The organism is Desulfosediminicola sp., from assembly GCF_048381775.1.
GTDB classification, from domain to species: domain Bacteria; phylum Desulfobacterota; class Desulfobulbia; order Desulfobulbales; family Desulfocapsaceae; genus Desulfopila; species Desulfopila ganghwensis.
The window spans coordinates 20,742-37,133 of sequence record NZ_JBLXGE010000001.1; the positions used below are offsets into that span (position 1 = coordinate 20,742).

Genomic DNA, 16,392 nt, shown 5'->3' on the forward strand with positions numbered 1-16,392 from the left:
ATCAGCGATGGAATAGCTTTGTGAAAATAGCTCTTGTGCCTCAACATCTTTTTATGGCAATACAGATAGATAATTACTTCCAAATTGAGGCCAGATTCACACACAATCAGAGGTGGGAAATGAAAGTTTCTGAAACACTTTTAAAGAGATCTTCAACTCGCTGTTATCTGCCGAAACCAGTTGAACGTGAAAAGATAGAACGGCTGCTTGAACTGGCCAGGCACGCTCCATCAGGGGCCAACACCCAGCCATGGCAGGTAGCTGTTGTTACAGGTGAAAAAAAGCAGGAATTGCAGACACAACTGGAGAAGGCCTTCTGGCAGGGAAAACCTTCCCAAAAGGATTACAACTATTACCCTGAAGAATGGGTTCCTCCCTACAGCAGGCGACGCACCAATTGCGGCATGCAACTCTACTCAGCCCTGGAGATAGAGCGTCATGATATGCAAAGACGTAAAGAGCAATGGGCAGCAAACTACCGGGCTTTTGATGCCCCGGTGATGCTCCTGTTTTTCATGGATGCTGTCCTGGCCGCCGGATCATATCTTGATTACGGCATGTTTCTGCAATCACTCATGCTCGTGGCAGTTGAGGAAGGTCTTGCCACCTGCCCCCAGGCCGCACTCGCAGAACACCCGGACATCGTACGACAGTACCTTAACTATCCCGACAACATGATTCTGCTTTGCGGCATGGCTCTAGGCTATAAGGATGAAACGGCCCCGGTGAATTTATACCGCACGCCCAGGGAGGAGGTGGCAGATTTTGCGCGATTCTTTTAATACACTCACCATCACTGGTTTCACTGCTTTCCATACCGGACACATTTATCGAGTGACCAATGGCTCATTTTTTTTACTCTGACAAAATTTCTTGAACTCTTACATACTGCACACTAGAATGCAGCGCCGTAGGGCAAAATACTCATATTCTTCATAGCAACGACGGAAGACAAAGTGGTGACTCAGTGAGTCTATTTTGTAATTGCCTCCATGTCTGCCAATAGAAATTCAGTAATTCTATGAAGTATAAATTTTCAATTACTTTGTCTTGCCTAAGAGATGGGCTCTAAGCGTCCCTGGACTTCAGGATGTCCCAAAATGAATTAACTGCCACCTGGCGAAAATCCGGCAATCAAATGATATCATTTATACTTCCAGTTTATAACGAAGAAGAATCCCTGCCAGAGCTCTATAGCCGCATCACAGAGGTAATGGCTGATGTAGATAGAGAATATGAGATCCTTTTTATCAACGATGGCAGCACTGATTGCAGCCCCGATGTAATCAACGGGTTTCGCGACAATGACCCTAAAGTAAAAGTCATTAATCTGAGAAAGAATTTTGGCAAATCTTCCGCCCTGCAAGTGGGTTTCGAGAATGCCAAGGGGGAAATAATATTCACCCTTGATTCTGATCTCCAGGATGACCCGGCAGAAATCCCGAACTTTCTGAAAGAAATTGAAGCAGGCAACGATCTGGTCACCGGCTGGAAGGTCAACAGAAAAGACCCCAAAGAAAAGACCATCCCCTCAAAAGTCTTCAATTATTTTGTCTCGAAAATGAGCGGATTAAAGCTCAACGACTATAACTGTGGATTTAAATGTTACACCCGGCAGTTAACTCGTGAGTTACATCTTTATGGTGAACTTCACCGCTTTGTGCCCTTTCTTGCCCACAAAAAAGGGTTCAAGGTAAAGGAAATCCCGGTGCTGCATCATGAACGCAAATATGGCTCTTCCAAATTTGGCTTCGAGCGATACGCCCGGGGATTTTTTGACCTTCTCACCGTAGTGTTTCTCACCAATTATCTGCACCGGCCAATGCACCTTTTCGGCTGGGCCGGTTCTGCCTTCTTTTTCAGCGGCCTTGCTATTTTTTCTTACCTGTTTTTCGGTCGTTGGATTTTCGGTGAATCAATCGGAACCAGCCCACTTTTTACAATATCCATTTTTCTCACCGGAATCGGCACCCAGATATACATTGCCGGTCTCGTCGCGGAGCTGATTGTCCACAACAAGGAACGAAGAGACATAAACAGCTACTCAATTCGCGACGACAAGCCATGAGAATTCTAAAGTTTTTTGGCACATCCGTCATTGCCACCGGTGTAGATTTTCTAATCTACGCCGGCCTGGTTCAGATTACGTCACCTGTTGTAGCGAACGTTTTCAGCGCCTCAGCTGGATTGATTACAAATTTTTTCCTGCAGAAAAGCTATGTCTTCAATCGCAGTAACAGCCTTAAGAGATCATTTATTCTATCCCTCGTCTTCTCTCTCTTAGGTCTTGGTCTCGGGACAGTATTTATTTACCTCTTTACGACCTTTACACCGCTTGCACACCAGCCAGTTATCGCCAAGGTGATTACCACCGCGATCATATTTTTTTATAACTATTTCACCAAAAAGATCGCCTTCGGGCATAAAGATACAGAAACTTCCGGAGCCACATCATGCTAACCAGGGCCAGCAATCTCTTTGTTCATCGGTTTCCGTACGTTATCGCGACATACTTTATCCTGCAGATACTTGTCCGGCTTATTACCACCAACGGTGTGACGGTTGACGAGAGTGAGCAGGTCATGCTCACTCAATATTTTGCTCTCGGCTATAACGCGCAGCCTCCGCTCTATACCTGGCTGCAGATGATCTTCTTTGGAATATTTGGGAAAAACGTTTTTGCAATTGCCTTATTGAAAAACCTTACCCTGTTCTCCATTTACATTTTCACTTACGCCACCGCTCTTTTACTGACGGAAAATAGGGCAAAAGCTTCACTTTCCGCCGTAGGTCTGCTCTTTCTGCCCCAATTGGTATGGGAAGCACAGATAGACCAGATTCATACTGTATTATTGACTGCTTCCACAGCGGCATTCTTCTATTTCTACTTTTATGCAGCAAAGAAACAAACCCTTGCAGGTTACCTGCTGTTCGGGGTGAGTGGTGCTTGCGGCTTATTAGCTAAATACAATTTTGTAATTGTCGTATTGGCCCTGCTGGTGGCCACCCTTATGGTGCCCGATTACCGGAGGAGGATTTTCAATAAAAAGTTGTGCCTCTCAATTGCGGTGGCAATAATCCTCACCCTCCCCCACATAGTGTGGTTTCTCACCCATATGGATCTGGCAACCAGTGAGACCATTACCCGCATGAACGTAGACCAGGGAGGAAGCTACCTGGCAGACATTCTCCATGGTTCCGTTGAACTGGTGTTATCCTATCTCGCCTTTATCGCCGTTTTCCTTGTTTTCTACCTTGCTCTCTTTCGCAAACAATTCAAACTGCAGCCTTTAACCCCTGCAGCACGACTGCTTGCAATTTATATAGCGACCACCTTTCTCGCTATCTTTGCTATTGTCCTGATAAGTCAATCAACCAATATTAAAGAACGATGGCTGCAACCATTCCTGTTTATCCTGCCACTCCTGGCATTTATGCTTACCGATCTCCCCCAGGTTCGACCGCGCTCAATTCGTATCTACACCGGAACCGGTTCTGTGCTGTGCCTGATAGTCATGCTGATCATCCCCTTGCGTGTTGTACTCGTAGATTTTGACTCGAAACCACACAGGGAAAATTATCCGTTCAAGGCAATCAGTGAGAAACTTAACCACCAATCACCTGAGGGCCAGCGGTTACTTGTACTCACTGAAGACAAATTCATAGGCGGGAACTTACGACTTTTCATGGAAGATGCCACTCTTATCACCCCATCGATTCCACTACAAAAATATACCCCAGAGGAGACTGTGCTGGTGGTGTGGCAACGACGTAACCCCATCGAATTTCTCTCTGGTTCAGCCACTCCTGTAGATCTGGAACCTGATGAGATTATTGTGCCGTACAGGTTTTCCAAAAGGTTTGATGCCAAATTCTATGCCCAGGTCTATTCGTTGGATACAAGCCTTATTCAATGATCAGCCTTAAACCTGCCCGACTAAATAATGATAGAGATCGTCATACTGTTTGATGATCTTTGTCATGAGAAAAAGGGGTTTCTTCTCCGCCGCGATCCTGGCAAATTCGGCCTCATACTGCTGATAATTGTTATAGACATCCTCCAGTTTAGCCCCGAGTCGTTCCTGGGTAACAATAAACCGCTCCGGCAAAACTTCCGGAACTGCGCCGACCGGGGTGGAGATAAAAACTCTTCCGTAAAAAAGTGACTCAATCAGTACTTTGGGCCCTCCTTCACTGAAAGACGATACAACCACCACATGGGCATCATGTATCTGCTGATGGACATCATTACGAAAGCCCAGCAATTCTACCCGCCCCTCAGCACCGAGCTCGACAATCAAAGCCCTGAGCGAATCATATTCCTGACCTTCACCAATAATTTTCAGCACCAAGGGAAAAGATAGTGAGGAAACCTGCCTGATAAGTTCGGCAAAGCCCTTGATCTTGTCCAGCCTGCCCACAGCAACGACGGTAAATTTTTCAGGAAGACTACCGGATAGAATTTTTCCCTCTTCGACACCATTATAAATGGTCCATACTCTGCCTTTTTTTCCAAGATGTATCGAGCTTGCCGCCTTTTCCGAGACGGTGGTTACCCACTGCATTTTATTAAACACCCTGCCTTTTCGATCATTATGCTTTGTGGCGAGATGCTTTTTGCCAAGCAGCATGTTCACCCTGAAGACAAGTTCTGTGGCCTTGGCGGCATGGGTGTGGATAATGTCAGGATCAAGCCAACCGAGGAGTATATACAGTTCAAATATGAGGAGTGGATTGTACCTGGTGGGATTCGATTTCAGGGTATAAACTTTGACCGACTCAGAAAGCATCTGCCCGATCTTATTACCCCGTATGATAATAGCCGCGACATCGTGGTGCTGAGCCATTGCGTTTACCAACTCGACAAACGCTTTTTCCGCACCACCATAATGCTCTGAGGCAATGAACAGTGCTACTTTCAAATACTGTCACCCCTTCACCGGAATGAAGCTGGAACAGGTCGCTATGTTCAAGCAGGAGATATTCAGTTGATTCGAAAAAAAAGGACTATTAGTTGTCAGGCCTCGTTTATCTAAACAAACTACCTTTTCTTTTGCAAGATATTCGGCGTAACCGCCTGGCTGAAATCAGCTGACAGGCCCAAATCAAAAAAGCCGCCCCCAAAAATCAGGTGCGGCTTTTCTTGTATCATATCGGCCTTAGCCCGGATTTCTCATGAGATGATGGGACAACTCTTCTCAAGAAATCAAGGGCAACCTTAGAGCTGATTAGTCTTATCAAGGGCGTAGACAATCCCCCTGTACGACAGGGTAATAACGACGACCCAACCTATAAGCAATCCTGCTATCATGAGGATACCTCCTGAAATGTTCGTGTCTCAATACGCTTTTTTATCTGTAACATCAGACACTGTGAGCTGACGTGCATTCATCAGACGCCATACATACGCGATATAACCGAGAACAAAGGGAATTCCCATTGCCACATAGGTCATTGCTGTGAGCGTAAAATGGCTGGAAGACGCATTGTAAATGGACAGGCTTGACTGCAGATCGACCTTGGACGGATAAAACGGAGTACCGTTGAAAGCTGCAGTAAAGAATATCGCCAAACCGACCAGGACCGTACCGAGACCGCCAAACCAGATACCTTTTGTCGACTGGCTGAAAGCGGTTTTATAGACTCCGAAAACGACCAGTACCAAACCGACAAGCAGAAGACCGAGAACCACAGGCATTGCCAGCAGGTTACCGAGATATTTATTAGCCTCCATACTCACCTGTCCGATTTCATTCACCTGAAAGCCATCCATCAGCAGCAATCCACCCAGTATGTAGAGCAGAAAAGGCAGCGCACAGAGCAGACTGGTCAAACATGACTTGCGAACCCGTGCCTCAAACTCAGGCATTCCTCCAAAGTCGATGTTATTTACCAGATACATGGAACCGAGCACCCTGGCATTGAAGACCAGGAAAAGACCCATGGAGAGGTTGAAAAGAGAAAATGCCGCCTCAAGTCCTCTGTATGGAGTCGCCCAGCTCACCCGGTTAAAATCATCCAGGTAAAAATTGGAGCCGGTAAAAAACGTTCCGACTGCCGCACCAATCAACAGGATGCCCACAGAACCGTTTATAAACAGAAACAGTTCGTACGTTTTGGCACCAAAGATATTGCCGGGTTTTTTACGAAACTCGTAGCTTACCGCCTGAAAAATAAAGGTGAAGAGAATCAGTACCCACACCCAGTATGCGCCGCCGAAACTGGTGGCATAAAATTTCGGGAAAGCGGCAAAAAGTGCGCCACCAAAGAGCACCAGGGTGGTAAACGTCAGTTCCCATTTCATGCCCAGGGAGTTTATCACCAGGGACTTCTCTGTTTCGTCCTTTGCAATCTGCCACAGCAGTGACTGACCACCCTGGACAAAGGTGAGAAAGAGAAAAAGTGCGCCTACAACAGAGACCAGTATCCACCAGAGCTGCTGCAGGATTTCTAAATCAAGGCTACCAATCATGTTAAATGCCCTCCGGTCCTTTTTTGATCTGTTTCAGCATAATTGTAACCTCAGCAATCAACAGGGCAGTAAAGACAGTGAGAAACATAAAGAACGTTGTCTGTACATTACCTGCAGAGATATTGGTTGTAGCGACATGCACCGGCAACAGGTCCTGAATTGCCCAGGGCTGTCGGCCAACTTCCGCCACAATCCAACCAGACTGTGACGCGATCATAGCCAGGAAGAACATCGGCACACCAGCCAGTTGCAGCCAACGCTTGTCCTCTAAGGTTCCCTTCATGGAGAAATAGAGATTCAGGACAAACATCAGACCAAAGAGAGTGCCGAGGAAGACCATAGTATGAAACGAGTAGAAGGTCAGTGGGACCGGCGGGACCACGTCTTCAGGCTTTTCCAGGTATCCGTAACCAAGGAAATCCTGATTAGCGTTGAACTTTTCCAATGCCGCTTCGGCAGCCACATCATCCATCGCTTTTCTGGCATCCTTGTATGCCTTCAAATCAGTAATAGCAAGCTTGCCGCGCTCCATTTTCTCGGCGGTACTCATTATGCCATGTTCTTCATTGCCATAAACCAGATCGTTGATGCCGGGCACAAAGGAGTCAAACTCACGATTGGCAAGCAGGCTGAGAACGCCGGGGATCTTCATCTCAAAACTGAACGCCTCAAGTTCATCACCTGGTTGTTTGTCCCTGTTTAAAAGACCTAAAGCGACAATGCCTGCATTCTGCTCACCATCCCAGAGGCCTTCGTAGGCCGCAAGCTTCATTGGCTGGGTAGAGGCATTGGTGTACGCGGACTCATCGCCATTAAAGGCAACATAAACGGTCGAGATCAGACCGAAAACTGAAGCTACAAGAATAGATTTTTTCGCCATTTCCACATGACGTTTTTTCAGCAGGTAAAATGACGAGATGGTTATCACAAACATCGACCCAACAATAAAACTTGAACTTGTTGTATGGGTAAACTTTGAAATAGCTACAGGGGAAAACAACACTTCCCAGAAGTTCTGCATCTCAAAACGGGCAGTATCCGGATTAAAAGCCATGCCGGTAGGAAACTGCATCCAGCCGTTGGCAACCAGAATCCATAGCGCCGAGAGATTCGAACCAACTGCCACCATCCAGGTTGAAAAGAGGTGAAAGCGCTTTGAGACCCTGTCCCAACCAAAAAACATCACAGCAAAAAAGGTCGCTTCCAAAAAGAATGCAAAGATACCTTCAATGGCAAGCGGAGCGCCGAAGATATCACCGACCATCCAGGAATAATTGGACCAGTTGGTGCCAAACTCAAATTCGAGAATAATACCGGTCGCGACACCGATGGCAAAGTTAATGCCGAACAGGGTCATCCAGAATTTGGTTATGCTCTTCCACTCTTCCTTACCTGTGCGGACATAAAGAGTTTCAAAAAACGCGCAGAGAAACGATAACCCCAGCGTCAGCGGTACGAAGATCCAGTGATACATTGCAGTCAGCGCAAACTGGGCCCGAGCCCAATTCACCATGACGAGATCAATCTCCCCCATAAAAATTTCCTCCGTAATTATTGAACTTTTGCCGGGATAGTAATTCTATCAATTACGTAATCTGCCCGATCTTGATCTGTTGTAAAATTTGTTTTGAGATAGTTTGGGAAAAAGAACAGCTTGAGTACAGCAAACATCACCACCAGCTTGATGATTATAATTTTCCATAACGTCTTTCCAAGGGTCATGCCCAGGAAACCATCTCTATAAAACCTGTAAACCCGCCCAGGATATTCCAGCACTTTTTCGACCTCCAGCTTCTCTAAATCAACTGCTTCCAGCCTATCTGTTTCTCTTTTGCTCAACAGGACAACACCTTCTGCATACTATTGGCGACTACTATATCGGGAATCAAAATCTTGTGCAATAATAATTATCATTAGCAGTTGCATTCTATTTTCTCTTGTCGGCAACTCCTCTACAAAACTCGTACTGGCATTGAACTTGCTTTAGTTTTTCTCACATGGGAAAAACTGTTTTTGAGGACGATATGCTACAAAAGTGTAATATCATAGACACAACATTACGAGAAGGTGAACAGACCCCTGGCGTCATGTTCTCTATCAACGAGAAAAAACGAATTTTATCCGAGCTCGCACAACTCGGTGTGGACGAAGCGGAGCTCGGGATAGCCTCTGAACTTACTCTATGCTTACCGGAGCTCATCAGTCACTGCCAAGATGAGTTACCCGGCTTGAACTATTCTGTATGGAGTCGATGCAAGATAGAAGATATCAGACTGGCCGCAGAAATAGGTGCTGATATAATCTCACTTTCCATACCCGCCTCCGATCTCCACCTGCAAGACAAACTGGGCAAAGACAGGACATGGGCGCTCGATACCATGACCAGCAGCATTGCACTGGCCAAGTCACTGGGGATGAGAGTTGCTGTGGGTTTTGAAGACGCCACCAGAGCAAATAGGTTTTTTCTCACCCAGCTTGCTCAACAGGCTGAGAGCGCCGGCGCTTTCCGGATCAGGCTGGCCGACACCATCGGCAGTGCATCACCAACCACTATACGAAGTCTTGTAGAAGAATTACGGGCAGGACTCTGCGCCATTGAGATCGGGGTACATACCCACAATGATTTCGGCATGGCAACAGCCAATGCCATCTCCGCGGCGGAAGCTGGTGCCGACTGGCTTGATGTTACAGTGTTAGGGCTGGGGGAACGATGCGGCTGTGCCCGGCTGGAAGAGGTGGCCGGATATCTGGAATTAACTGGTTGGCAAAACAGGTTTGACCTGGCCAGGCTACGACCGCTGGCAGAGTTTGTGGCTGAGCTGATGGCCCTCCAGATCGATCCCCACCGCCCATTACTCGGCAAGGACATCTTTACCTGTGAAACGGGATTGCATCTCATGGGACTGCAAAAAAACCCAAAGACCTATGAACCATTCGCACCGGAAAGGGTAGGTGGCAGCAGAAAACTCCTGTACGGTGCAAAAAGCGGGAGCCACGCCCTGGCACACGAGCTGGAGAATCGTGGCTACTCACACCTCGGTCCGGATGCAATTGCCGAACAACTCCAACAGGTGCGCGGCCTTGCCCAGAAGCTGGGCAGACCCCTCACCATGCAGGAGTTTGAATCCATGATCTCCTGAGAAAGAAGTACTCCTGGCTAATACTCTTCTAAACGGGCAAACTCTGCATTCTCAAGCCATGCTTCCGGTCGTGAAACAAACTCGATTATATTCTCGATAAGCTTGTAGTGCCTGCGTTCTTCCCGTGCAAAGGTGAGCAGGTTTTTCTTCTCGACCGGGTCTGTACTTTCTTCAGCCTTTCTCTCGTAAAAGGTAAAAGACTCCTCTTCAGCTTTCAGCGCCTTCTGGTAGGCTGAAGGCTGAGTCAGCTCCTTGCCGATGCTGACTGTGCCCCGATCTTTCATCTCCTGAAAAATGTTTCTCGCCGACTCCAGAATATTGCTCTCTTCTTTTGAGACCTTTGCTTTTTCATGCATTTTTTTCAAGATCTCATAATGTTTCACTTCGTCGTCGGCCAAACCGGTAAAAATTTTTTTCAGACCAGGATCATCTGCTTTTGCAGCCAGTTCACGGTAATATGCCTCTCCATCCTTTTCCATCTGCATTGCAAATTCGAAGACATTCATGTGGCTCCCTCCGTCGCTTTTGCCGGTTTATCCGTAAATATTACCTGTGCTCGACATCCATTCAAAGTATAGCGCAATCAAAATACGTTCGTCTAACCCGAATATTTCGTCAACATGCACGGAGCTTGCTGACTATATTAAAAAGCAACACGTTGTTCACTCTTCGAACAGTTATGCCGAGCCCATAGCATTCGTTGCCAGACACACGCCGTCAATACGGCATAGAACTGTTACAGAGAAAGATTGCAGATCATTTTTGTCTTAAGTACATTATCTTATTCCCAAAGAAAGCGATTACATGCAGCAGAGACGGCAGGGTTTCACGCCTCGTTTTTCGGCTCAAGCTGCAGAAGATTATGTAATTGCTCTACATTCCCATGAAATACCTGGCGATTCGACATTATGGAACAGCAAACATTCGACCTGACCCGACACATCCGCTCTATTCCCGACTGGCCTATAGAAGGCGTAATTTTCCGGGACATCAGCTCTCTTCTTGAGGACAAACTGGTTTTCCGCAAAACCATAGATCTCTTTGTTCACCGTTATTTCACAACCCAAATAGACGCTGTGGTTGGAATCGATGCCCGTGGCTTTATCATCGGTGCACCGCTCGCCTATGAACTTAATGCCGGCTTCATCCCGGTACGCAAGAAAGGCAAACTCCCTGGTAAAACCATTTCGGAAGCATATGAACTTGAATATGGTGAAGCGGAAATTGAAATTCAGCCTGACTGGCTGAACAAAGGCGACAAGGTACTGCTTATCGATGACCTGATCGCCACCGGCGGCACCATGCTCGCTGCCGCCAAACTGCTAAAAAAACTCGGTGTGGAAATCATTGAGGCTGGTGCCATTATCGACCTGCCTGATCTTGGCGGCAGTGCCAAACTCAGGGACGCAGGAGTAAAAGTACATACGTTCTGTGAATTTGAGGGGGAATAGGGCCTGAGAGGTTGGAAGTAACATTACACCTGGAAGGCATCTGTTAAAAAAAAGCGGGCTGTGTGAACCTTCTGTTCACACAGCCCGCTTTCAGGTTGAGCTGAAAACTGAGACTTACGCCTGCCTGATCTCCCAGGTGATATCCATGATCTTTTTATACATCATGGAGACCCCGCAATATTTCTCCTGGGAAAGCTCCACGGCCCGCTTGAGTTTATCCTCCGGCAGATTCTGGCCTTTGAACTCATAAATAATATGCATGGCAGAGTAGACTGACGGCACCTCATCTGTCAGTTCTGCCTCGACGGTTATCACCAGGTCTTCGAAATCCACTCGCATCTTCTTGAGTATTTCAACCACATCGACCCCGGTACATCCGGCAAGGGACACCATCATCAGTTTTTTAGGGCTGGCTGCAGTGTCACCACCACCAGCCTCTACGGGAGCGTCTGTTATAACACTATGGGGCCCGACTTTTGAGTCGAAGGCCATATTCTCTTTCCAATGGGTCTGAATAGTCGTTTTCATACAATCACATTAAACGGAATTCACCACTCAATTGCCAAATAGCACCTTCAGCCGGGCATGATCTCCCGATTGTGGGCGCTTTTTATGCAATCACCTCGGCACTACCTGATTTTTTTAACGGCGGGGGAAGCCATTCATGATCTCGCGAACGGCTTTGTTGATAATCATGCCTGCTTCCCGCTCATCCACTTTCCGGACTATGGTGTCGGTTGCCGAGCCGCGCCATATGAGGTTGCCGGATTCCCTGTCAACAATATCAATTACCAGGGTACCTTCCTTGTAACTTTTTTGGATCGAACCTTCTTCTACCGTTTCAGGCAAGGCCGCCGCAAGTGCACTGCCATAACCATAGGAGCGATAGAAATGACTGATATCCTGATGCTGAATCTTCTCATCCAACTTGCCGAACCAGGAAATCAGAAAATCCGCAGAATCCGGCTCAGCCCTGCTATAGCCCTTTACCACAAGTTCCCGTTCAACAGCCTGCCGGACGAACCGGTCGACCTCCGGCTTCGGTGTACGTACCCGGCCACCATCTTCCACGGAATCAATCCAGGCAAAGCTGGTCAAAGATGACAACTTTTCAGAAGAATTTGTCGAATGCTGTACCTCCATGGTCGAGCAGCCACCAAGCAGAAATACAATGGAGCATAGAACAAGTAATGTACGCATATATCCCCTCATAAAATAGTTACGGGACTTCACCCTGAAGCAAAACGAGGTCCCCCAAAACGATTATTCCAGGGCAACCCATACTGATAAGGTTTTATGCCCACCGCAATCGGGTTGCGGCTTCAACAGGCTTCATGTTGCATGACTGCCTGGAGCCTCTACTGAAAAAGCAGCAATAACATCCCAAAACAATTGCGACTGTTTTCATGATACCATCCGGAAAATTTCAATACAGGAAAATATGCAGATCATCCAATTATAACGGTCACCTGTGACAGGATTCCGCCCTGTTCAACCAGAGAATTCACCTGATTAAACAGGGTTTTCAGACATCCGAATCATTTTGCGGAATCGTTATCTTTTTCGCGGTCTATGCCGAGCGTACCGGAATAGACTGTGAAAACTCCATCCTCCCCTGAGATCAGGCCCGAGCCCGGTTTCATCTCATTGCTATCCTGATAGACGAATTCATTACCACCACAGGAGGAGATGAAAGCTAAACAGACAAACAGGGTGAATAGAGAAGCGATTCTGCATTTTGCTGTTTTCATCATTAGAATTTCAACCTCGCACCAGTAAATACAGTGTTAACGTTTTCATAATCTTCGGCATCTGTGTCGAGATCATACTGCCTGAACATCAGGTAAAATTCTGTTGACCATGCCGGCACATTCTGAACTGCCATGAGTGCCCAGGTAGATGCCTCGTCACCAGCTATAGTGCCATTAACATCCTCGTTATACCCATAATCGACCGCGAAGGCGGTCTTGCCAAAATCGAAGATATCGGTCTTGTAACCGAGCTTGCCATAATAGAAATCGGCATCGTCACCACCCCCATCAAAATCACGGGTCCCGTACGCCAGGGTCACGTTAAAACCAAAGTCAAACAGTATGGAGGCTGAACCAGCATATTGCTCATCATAGCTGGTGAGAAGATTACCTGTATCACCGGTATCACCGGATTTCAACCAACCGAATCCTGCTGCCACCTTGGTGCCGTCATAATCTCTTGAGTACCAGATACCGGCATCATAACCGTCGCCCGAAAAAGCGGAACCGCTCAGGTAAAGACCATGCCAATGGGGAGTATCGTAGCGAATCCTGTCCTGGCGGCCGCCATCAAAGTTGGCATAAACCGACTTCACACGGGGATCATTATCCTCATCTACAGAAGTACCGTCCGAGAAGTAGACACCGCCTGCGATGGCCTGGACATCCGAATAACCGACAACAGAAGTGCCGGAAAGATCAATCTCTGCAATACCATCAGTTGAAGTGGAGCTGCGGCCCAGATAGAGCTTTCCGTATTGTTTATTTTCCCAGTACAGATCTGCGTGGCGCAAGGTAAGATCTGTACTGGCATCGTAGGTGTCAAACTGGCTTACGTTGTTTGAGGCATTGGATTGGAATTCATACTCAATCTTGGCGCCAACCTTGTTTTCTTCCGGTAGAAAAACTTCGGCCTTTAAGCCCATGCGGGATGAAGAGTTATCGTTATCGACAAAATAGGTCTCACTGACATCATCATTGTCTGCCCACAGTATGGCCCGGTTTACCTGGCCATACAGCTCTACGTTGACATCGGCTTTGGTCGATTTGACCCAAACCGGGTTGTCGAGATCTTCACCGTACCTTTCTTTCAGTTTATTGATCTCCATGGCCTGATTGTCCAGCTGGGCCTGCTGGCGCTCAATAATCCTGCGCAGTTCATCAAGCTCACTCATCGGCGAATCACCATTGGCGTACCCGGTGGTCGCCATCCCCAGTACCAGTAATGCAGAGCTTACGTATCCAGTCCAGATTGCTTTTCGCATCCCTTTCTCCTCCTTGGCAAACGTTTATACCTCTATGACATTACTCTCCTGAAAGCTGCACACCCTGAATAGCCACCTCCGGCAACACATCCGGACAGGGTGACACCCGGATATACTTGATATTAGTATAAGGGAACATGTACATCACCCCTTCTACCTCCATAACTACCTGATTGCTTTGAGGCATTTTCTCCATCATGCCTTGCATATTTCTGCTATCGACAGATTGCCTTGGAAAACGAAACTTCATCTCAAGACCATCTGTGAAATGTATGGTCAGCCAGCGTTTATCATCAATACAACCTTCCGGTTATTCGATACATTTCAGAACAACGGTCCAAGATAGAAAAATTGCACACAACTACTCATCTGCGTAGACGTGTTTGCGCAAAATGCGCTGTCTCTGCTTTCCGCATGGCAGGCAATATCGATTTTACAGTTAAAGATGAGTGACCACAGCGCCGTTTCTCCTGAATTCACATGGTGTGAATCGTGCCGAATTTATGCAGATTACACGTGGTCATCATTAAATGTATATAATGCCTGACAAAATGTTGCAAGCAAACAGGTTATTTTTCCTTGAAAATCAAATGGGCTGGTGAGGAGTGAGGCGGGAGATGGCTGGCGTACGGACGGTCTGTGTCGAGGCAATACACAAAAAGCTTAACATATTGATATTACATCCTAATGCAAATATAGCCCAAGCTGACTCTGATTAAGTCTCACTCCTGATTCCTTTCTCCCGTACCCTCACATATCTTAAGCTGATGCGAGTTGTAATCAGAAAGCCAGGGCAGAATCAGACCTCAGGTAGTACATCGATATATTTCTAATAGATATGATCTAACCTTGCCCTGTGGGAGGCATTTATGCAGAAGTACACCTGGAGAAACACGCTATAAACATCACAACCCGGAGGCAGGCGATTACATCACTCCGCGGTTTATTACCGGAGTGCCTGCTCTTTTACCAGTTGCTTCAGGTTCATAGCCGCATTTTCAGCACCATTCAGGTTAATGGCAGTACGAAATTGAGTCAGTCCATTAGTAGCAACTCCCTCGGGAATAATCCCAGGGCGGCTGGCTTTTTTGGGGTTGGATAACTGGAAGATGCGCTTGAGAGTGTTTTGCAGGAGCGCTGTTGTCGCCCGGGATTCATCAAGGGCCTGCAACTTTTCCCCGACGCTGCCACTTAGTCGCTCCAGATGAATCTGCTGCTCCCTGTCCGCCATCTCCCGCATGATTACCAGCGCCGGAATGCCAAGAGAAAGTGCGTCCACAACAGAATTGTAGCCTCCGAAAATCACAGCTGCACGCGAGGCTTTTAACGAGTTCACATAAGCTGCTCCCGAAAAAGAAAAGACCTGGCAACGCGGGATGGAACTGAAAACAGAACGAATCTGGGGATCGCAAAAAATATTCCAGGCACCGTGCTCATCACCCAGTGTGTTTATGGCCTGAGCAAGTTGCCTGGCGAAATGTCCGGTATTTTCACCCAGCCACGGAATAGATACCGTCGCAGCCAGCCCTGAAGCCCTGGCGTCCGCCGCCGTGTTTGCCGACACTTCCCGAAGCCGTGCCACATACCCGCATTCATTGGGAACGACTTTGTAAAAATTTTCAAGCAACCGCAGATGATCCTGACCGAGCACTCCACTATCCCCATACCACAAAAGGTTTTGATAATAGACCTCAAATGTGGCTCGGGCCGTTTCTGAACCTGCCTGGGCCACGCCGCCCACAACTCCACGCACACCGAGTACCCAGCGGGTTTTGCCACCGATCTTAACGGAACTGTGCTGCATCGCCGGTAGCAGCTCCCTGTGCTTGCCTTGAGGAGTATGGTCTGCCAGGACCACCTTTGGACGATACAACTCCACAACCTGCAATAGCTGTCTCGACCTCAGCGTACCCAGCTCGCTATCCTCAAATCCGCTTGATCCGGCAATCCCCCGCGATACTCCATCCACGACTTCCGTGGCATATGAGGGGAGCTTCAACCAATCGAGATGACGGTCACCTATCAGATCCTGGGTCAGTGATGCTCCTGTCACCAGCAGCACCTTCAGTTCAGGATACAAGCGCCGGATGGCCATACCAATGGCCGCACTTCTGCTGACATGGCCAAGTCCGCGGCCATCATGGGCGTAAATAAGAATATCGAGTCGGGGGGCTTCTGTTTGCATCTATCTCACAGGCAGAATTGAACTTCTGCCAACAAATCCGGTTTAAATAGGAATTCTGGCGATTTTCGCTCCATCATACACTACAGGCACGATCTGTAAACATGATCATGCCTGGAATTATCATGCAA

General features: G+C 47.5%; 17 protein-coding genes. 6 read left to right on the plus strand and 11 right to left on the minus strand.

Features of this window, described 5'->3' with window-relative positions; all coding sequences use genetic code 11:
• Nucleotides 1-119: 119 nt before the first annotated feature.
• From ACN5NT_RS00085 to ACN5NT_RS00100, 4 genes are all read left to right on the plus strand, one after another.
• On the plus strand, nucleotides 120-782 hold the full coding sequence (locus tag ACN5NT_RS00085) for a nitroreductase (protein WP_136798633.1): 663 nt from the start codon (nucleotides 120-122) through the stop codon (nucleotides 780-782).
• A 308-nt stretch (nucleotides 783-1,090) separates the two neighbouring features.
• Nucleotides 1,091-2,068 carry a glycosyltransferase family 2 protein gene (locus ACN5NT_RS00090; RefSeq protein ID WP_419174036.1) on the plus strand — a complete coding sequence of 326 codons (978 nt, stop codon included), beginning with the start codon at nucleotides 1,091-1,093 and terminating at the stop codon, nucleotides 2,066-2,068.
• Nucleotides 2,065-2,460 carry a GtrA family protein gene (locus tag ACN5NT_RS00095; RefSeq protein WP_419174037.1) on the plus strand — a complete coding sequence of 132 codons (396 nt, stop codon included), beginning with the start codon at nucleotides 2,065-2,067 and terminating at the stop codon, nucleotides 2,458-2,460. The genes ACN5NT_RS00090 and ACN5NT_RS00095 overlap by 4 nt, the downstream gene beginning before the upstream one ends.
• Nucleotides 2,454-3,917: an ArnT family glycosyltransferase gene (locus ACN5NT_RS00100; protein WP_419174038.1), complete on the plus strand. Its 1,464-nt coding sequence runs from the start codon at nucleotides 2,454-2,456 to the stop codon at nucleotides 3,915-3,917. Before ACN5NT_RS00095 ends, ACN5NT_RS00100 begins: the two co-directional genes overlap by 7 nt.
• Before the next feature lie 6 nt (nucleotides 3,918-3,923).
• Here ACN5NT_RS00100 and ACN5NT_RS00105 read toward each other — a convergent pair whose 3' ends face one another.
• From ACN5NT_RS00105 to ACN5NT_RS00120, 4 genes are all read right to left on the minus strand, one after another.
• Nucleotides 3,924-4,922: a glycosyltransferase gene (locus tag ACN5NT_RS00105; protein WP_419174039.1), complete on the minus strand. Its 999-nt coding sequence runs from the start codon at nucleotides 4,920-4,922 to the stop codon at nucleotides 3,924-3,926.
• A gap of 416 nt (nucleotides 4,923-5,338) precedes the next feature.
• Entirely contained in the window at nucleotides 5,339-6,472 is a 1,134-nt protein-coding gene (cydB, locus tag ACN5NT_RS00110) for a cytochrome d ubiquinol oxidase subunit II (RefSeq protein WP_419174040.1), read from the minus strand.
• 1 nt (nucleotide 6,473) lies between these two features.
• Complete coding sequence (locus ACN5NT_RS00115) at nucleotides 6,474-8,006, minus strand: cytochrome ubiquinol oxidase subunit I (RefSeq protein ID WP_419174041.1); 1,533 nt, start codon at nucleotides 8,004-8,006, stop codon at nucleotides 6,474-6,476.
• A 17-nt stretch (nucleotides 8,007-8,023) separates the two neighbouring features.
• Nucleotides 8,024-8,311 carry a DUF4492 domain-containing protein gene (locus ACN5NT_RS00120; protein WP_419174042.1) on the minus strand — a complete coding sequence of 96 codons (288 nt, stop codon included), beginning with the start codon at nucleotides 8,309-8,311 and terminating at the stop codon, nucleotides 8,024-8,026.
• A gap of 185 nt (nucleotides 8,312-8,496) precedes the next feature.
• Here ACN5NT_RS00120 and ACN5NT_RS00125 point away from each other — a divergent pair, with 185 nt between their 5' ends.
• Nucleotides 8,497-9,612, plus strand: a complete 1,116-nt coding sequence (locus ACN5NT_RS00125) for a LeuA family protein (RefSeq protein ID WP_419174043.1) — start codon at nucleotides 8,497-8,499, stop codon at nucleotides 9,610-9,612.
• Nucleotides 9,613-9,629: 17 nt separating this feature from the next.
• Here ACN5NT_RS00125 and ACN5NT_RS00130 read toward each other — a convergent pair whose 3' ends face one another.
• Complete coding sequence (locus tag ACN5NT_RS00130) at nucleotides 9,630-10,118, minus strand: ferritin-like domain-containing protein (RefSeq protein ID WP_419174044.1); 489 nt, start codon at nucleotides 10,116-10,118, stop codon at nucleotides 9,630-9,632.
• 402 nt (nucleotides 10,119-10,520) lie between these two features.
• Here ACN5NT_RS00130 and ACN5NT_RS00135 point away from each other — a divergent pair, with 402 nt between their 5' ends.
• A complete protein-coding gene (locus ACN5NT_RS00135; RefSeq protein WP_136798642.1) occupies nucleotides 10,521-11,063 on the plus strand; it encodes an adenine phosphoribosyltransferase in 543 nt (180 codons plus the stop codon).
• A gap of 114 nt (nucleotides 11,064-11,177) precedes the next feature.
• Here the strand turns inward: ACN5NT_RS00135 and ACN5NT_RS00140 are convergent, their stop codons facing one another.
• From ACN5NT_RS00140 to ACN5NT_RS00165, 6 genes are all read right to left on the minus strand, one after another.
• Nucleotides 11,178-11,591: an OsmC family protein gene (locus ACN5NT_RS00140; RefSeq protein WP_136798643.1), complete on the minus strand. Its 414-nt coding sequence runs from the start codon at nucleotides 11,589-11,591 to the stop codon at nucleotides 11,178-11,180.
• A 114-nt stretch (nucleotides 11,592-11,705) separates the two neighbouring features.
• Nucleotides 11,706-12,263, minus strand: a complete 558-nt coding sequence (locus ACN5NT_RS00145) for a DUF4136 domain-containing protein (RefSeq protein WP_167495830.1) — start codon at nucleotides 12,261-12,263, stop codon at nucleotides 11,706-11,708.
• Nucleotides 12,264-12,601: 338 nt separating this feature from the next.
• On the minus strand, nucleotides 12,602-12,817 hold the full coding sequence (locus tag ACN5NT_RS00150; RefSeq protein WP_136798645.1) for a hypothetical protein: 216 nt from the start codon (nucleotides 12,815-12,817) through the stop codon (nucleotides 12,602-12,604).
• Nucleotides 12,817-14,079 (minus strand): porin, encoded by a 1,263-nt coding sequence (locus ACN5NT_RS00155; protein ID WP_136798646.1) that lies wholly within the window; start codon nucleotides 14,077-14,079, stop codon nucleotides 12,817-12,819. The genes ACN5NT_RS00150 and ACN5NT_RS00155 overlap by 1 nt, the downstream gene beginning before the upstream one ends.
• Before the next feature lie 40 nt (nucleotides 14,080-14,119).
• Nucleotides 14,120-14,329 carry a hypothetical protein gene (locus ACN5NT_RS00160; RefSeq protein ID WP_419174045.1) on the minus strand — a complete coding sequence of 70 codons (210 nt, stop codon included), beginning with the start codon at nucleotides 14,327-14,329 and terminating at the stop codon, nucleotides 14,120-14,122.
• Nucleotides 14,330-15,025: 696 nt separating this feature from the next.
• Entirely contained in the window at nucleotides 15,026-16,264 is a 1,239-nt protein-coding gene (locus ACN5NT_RS00165; RefSeq protein WP_419174046.1) for a hypothetical protein, read from the minus strand.
• Nucleotides 16,265-16,392: the final 128 nt, after the last annotated feature.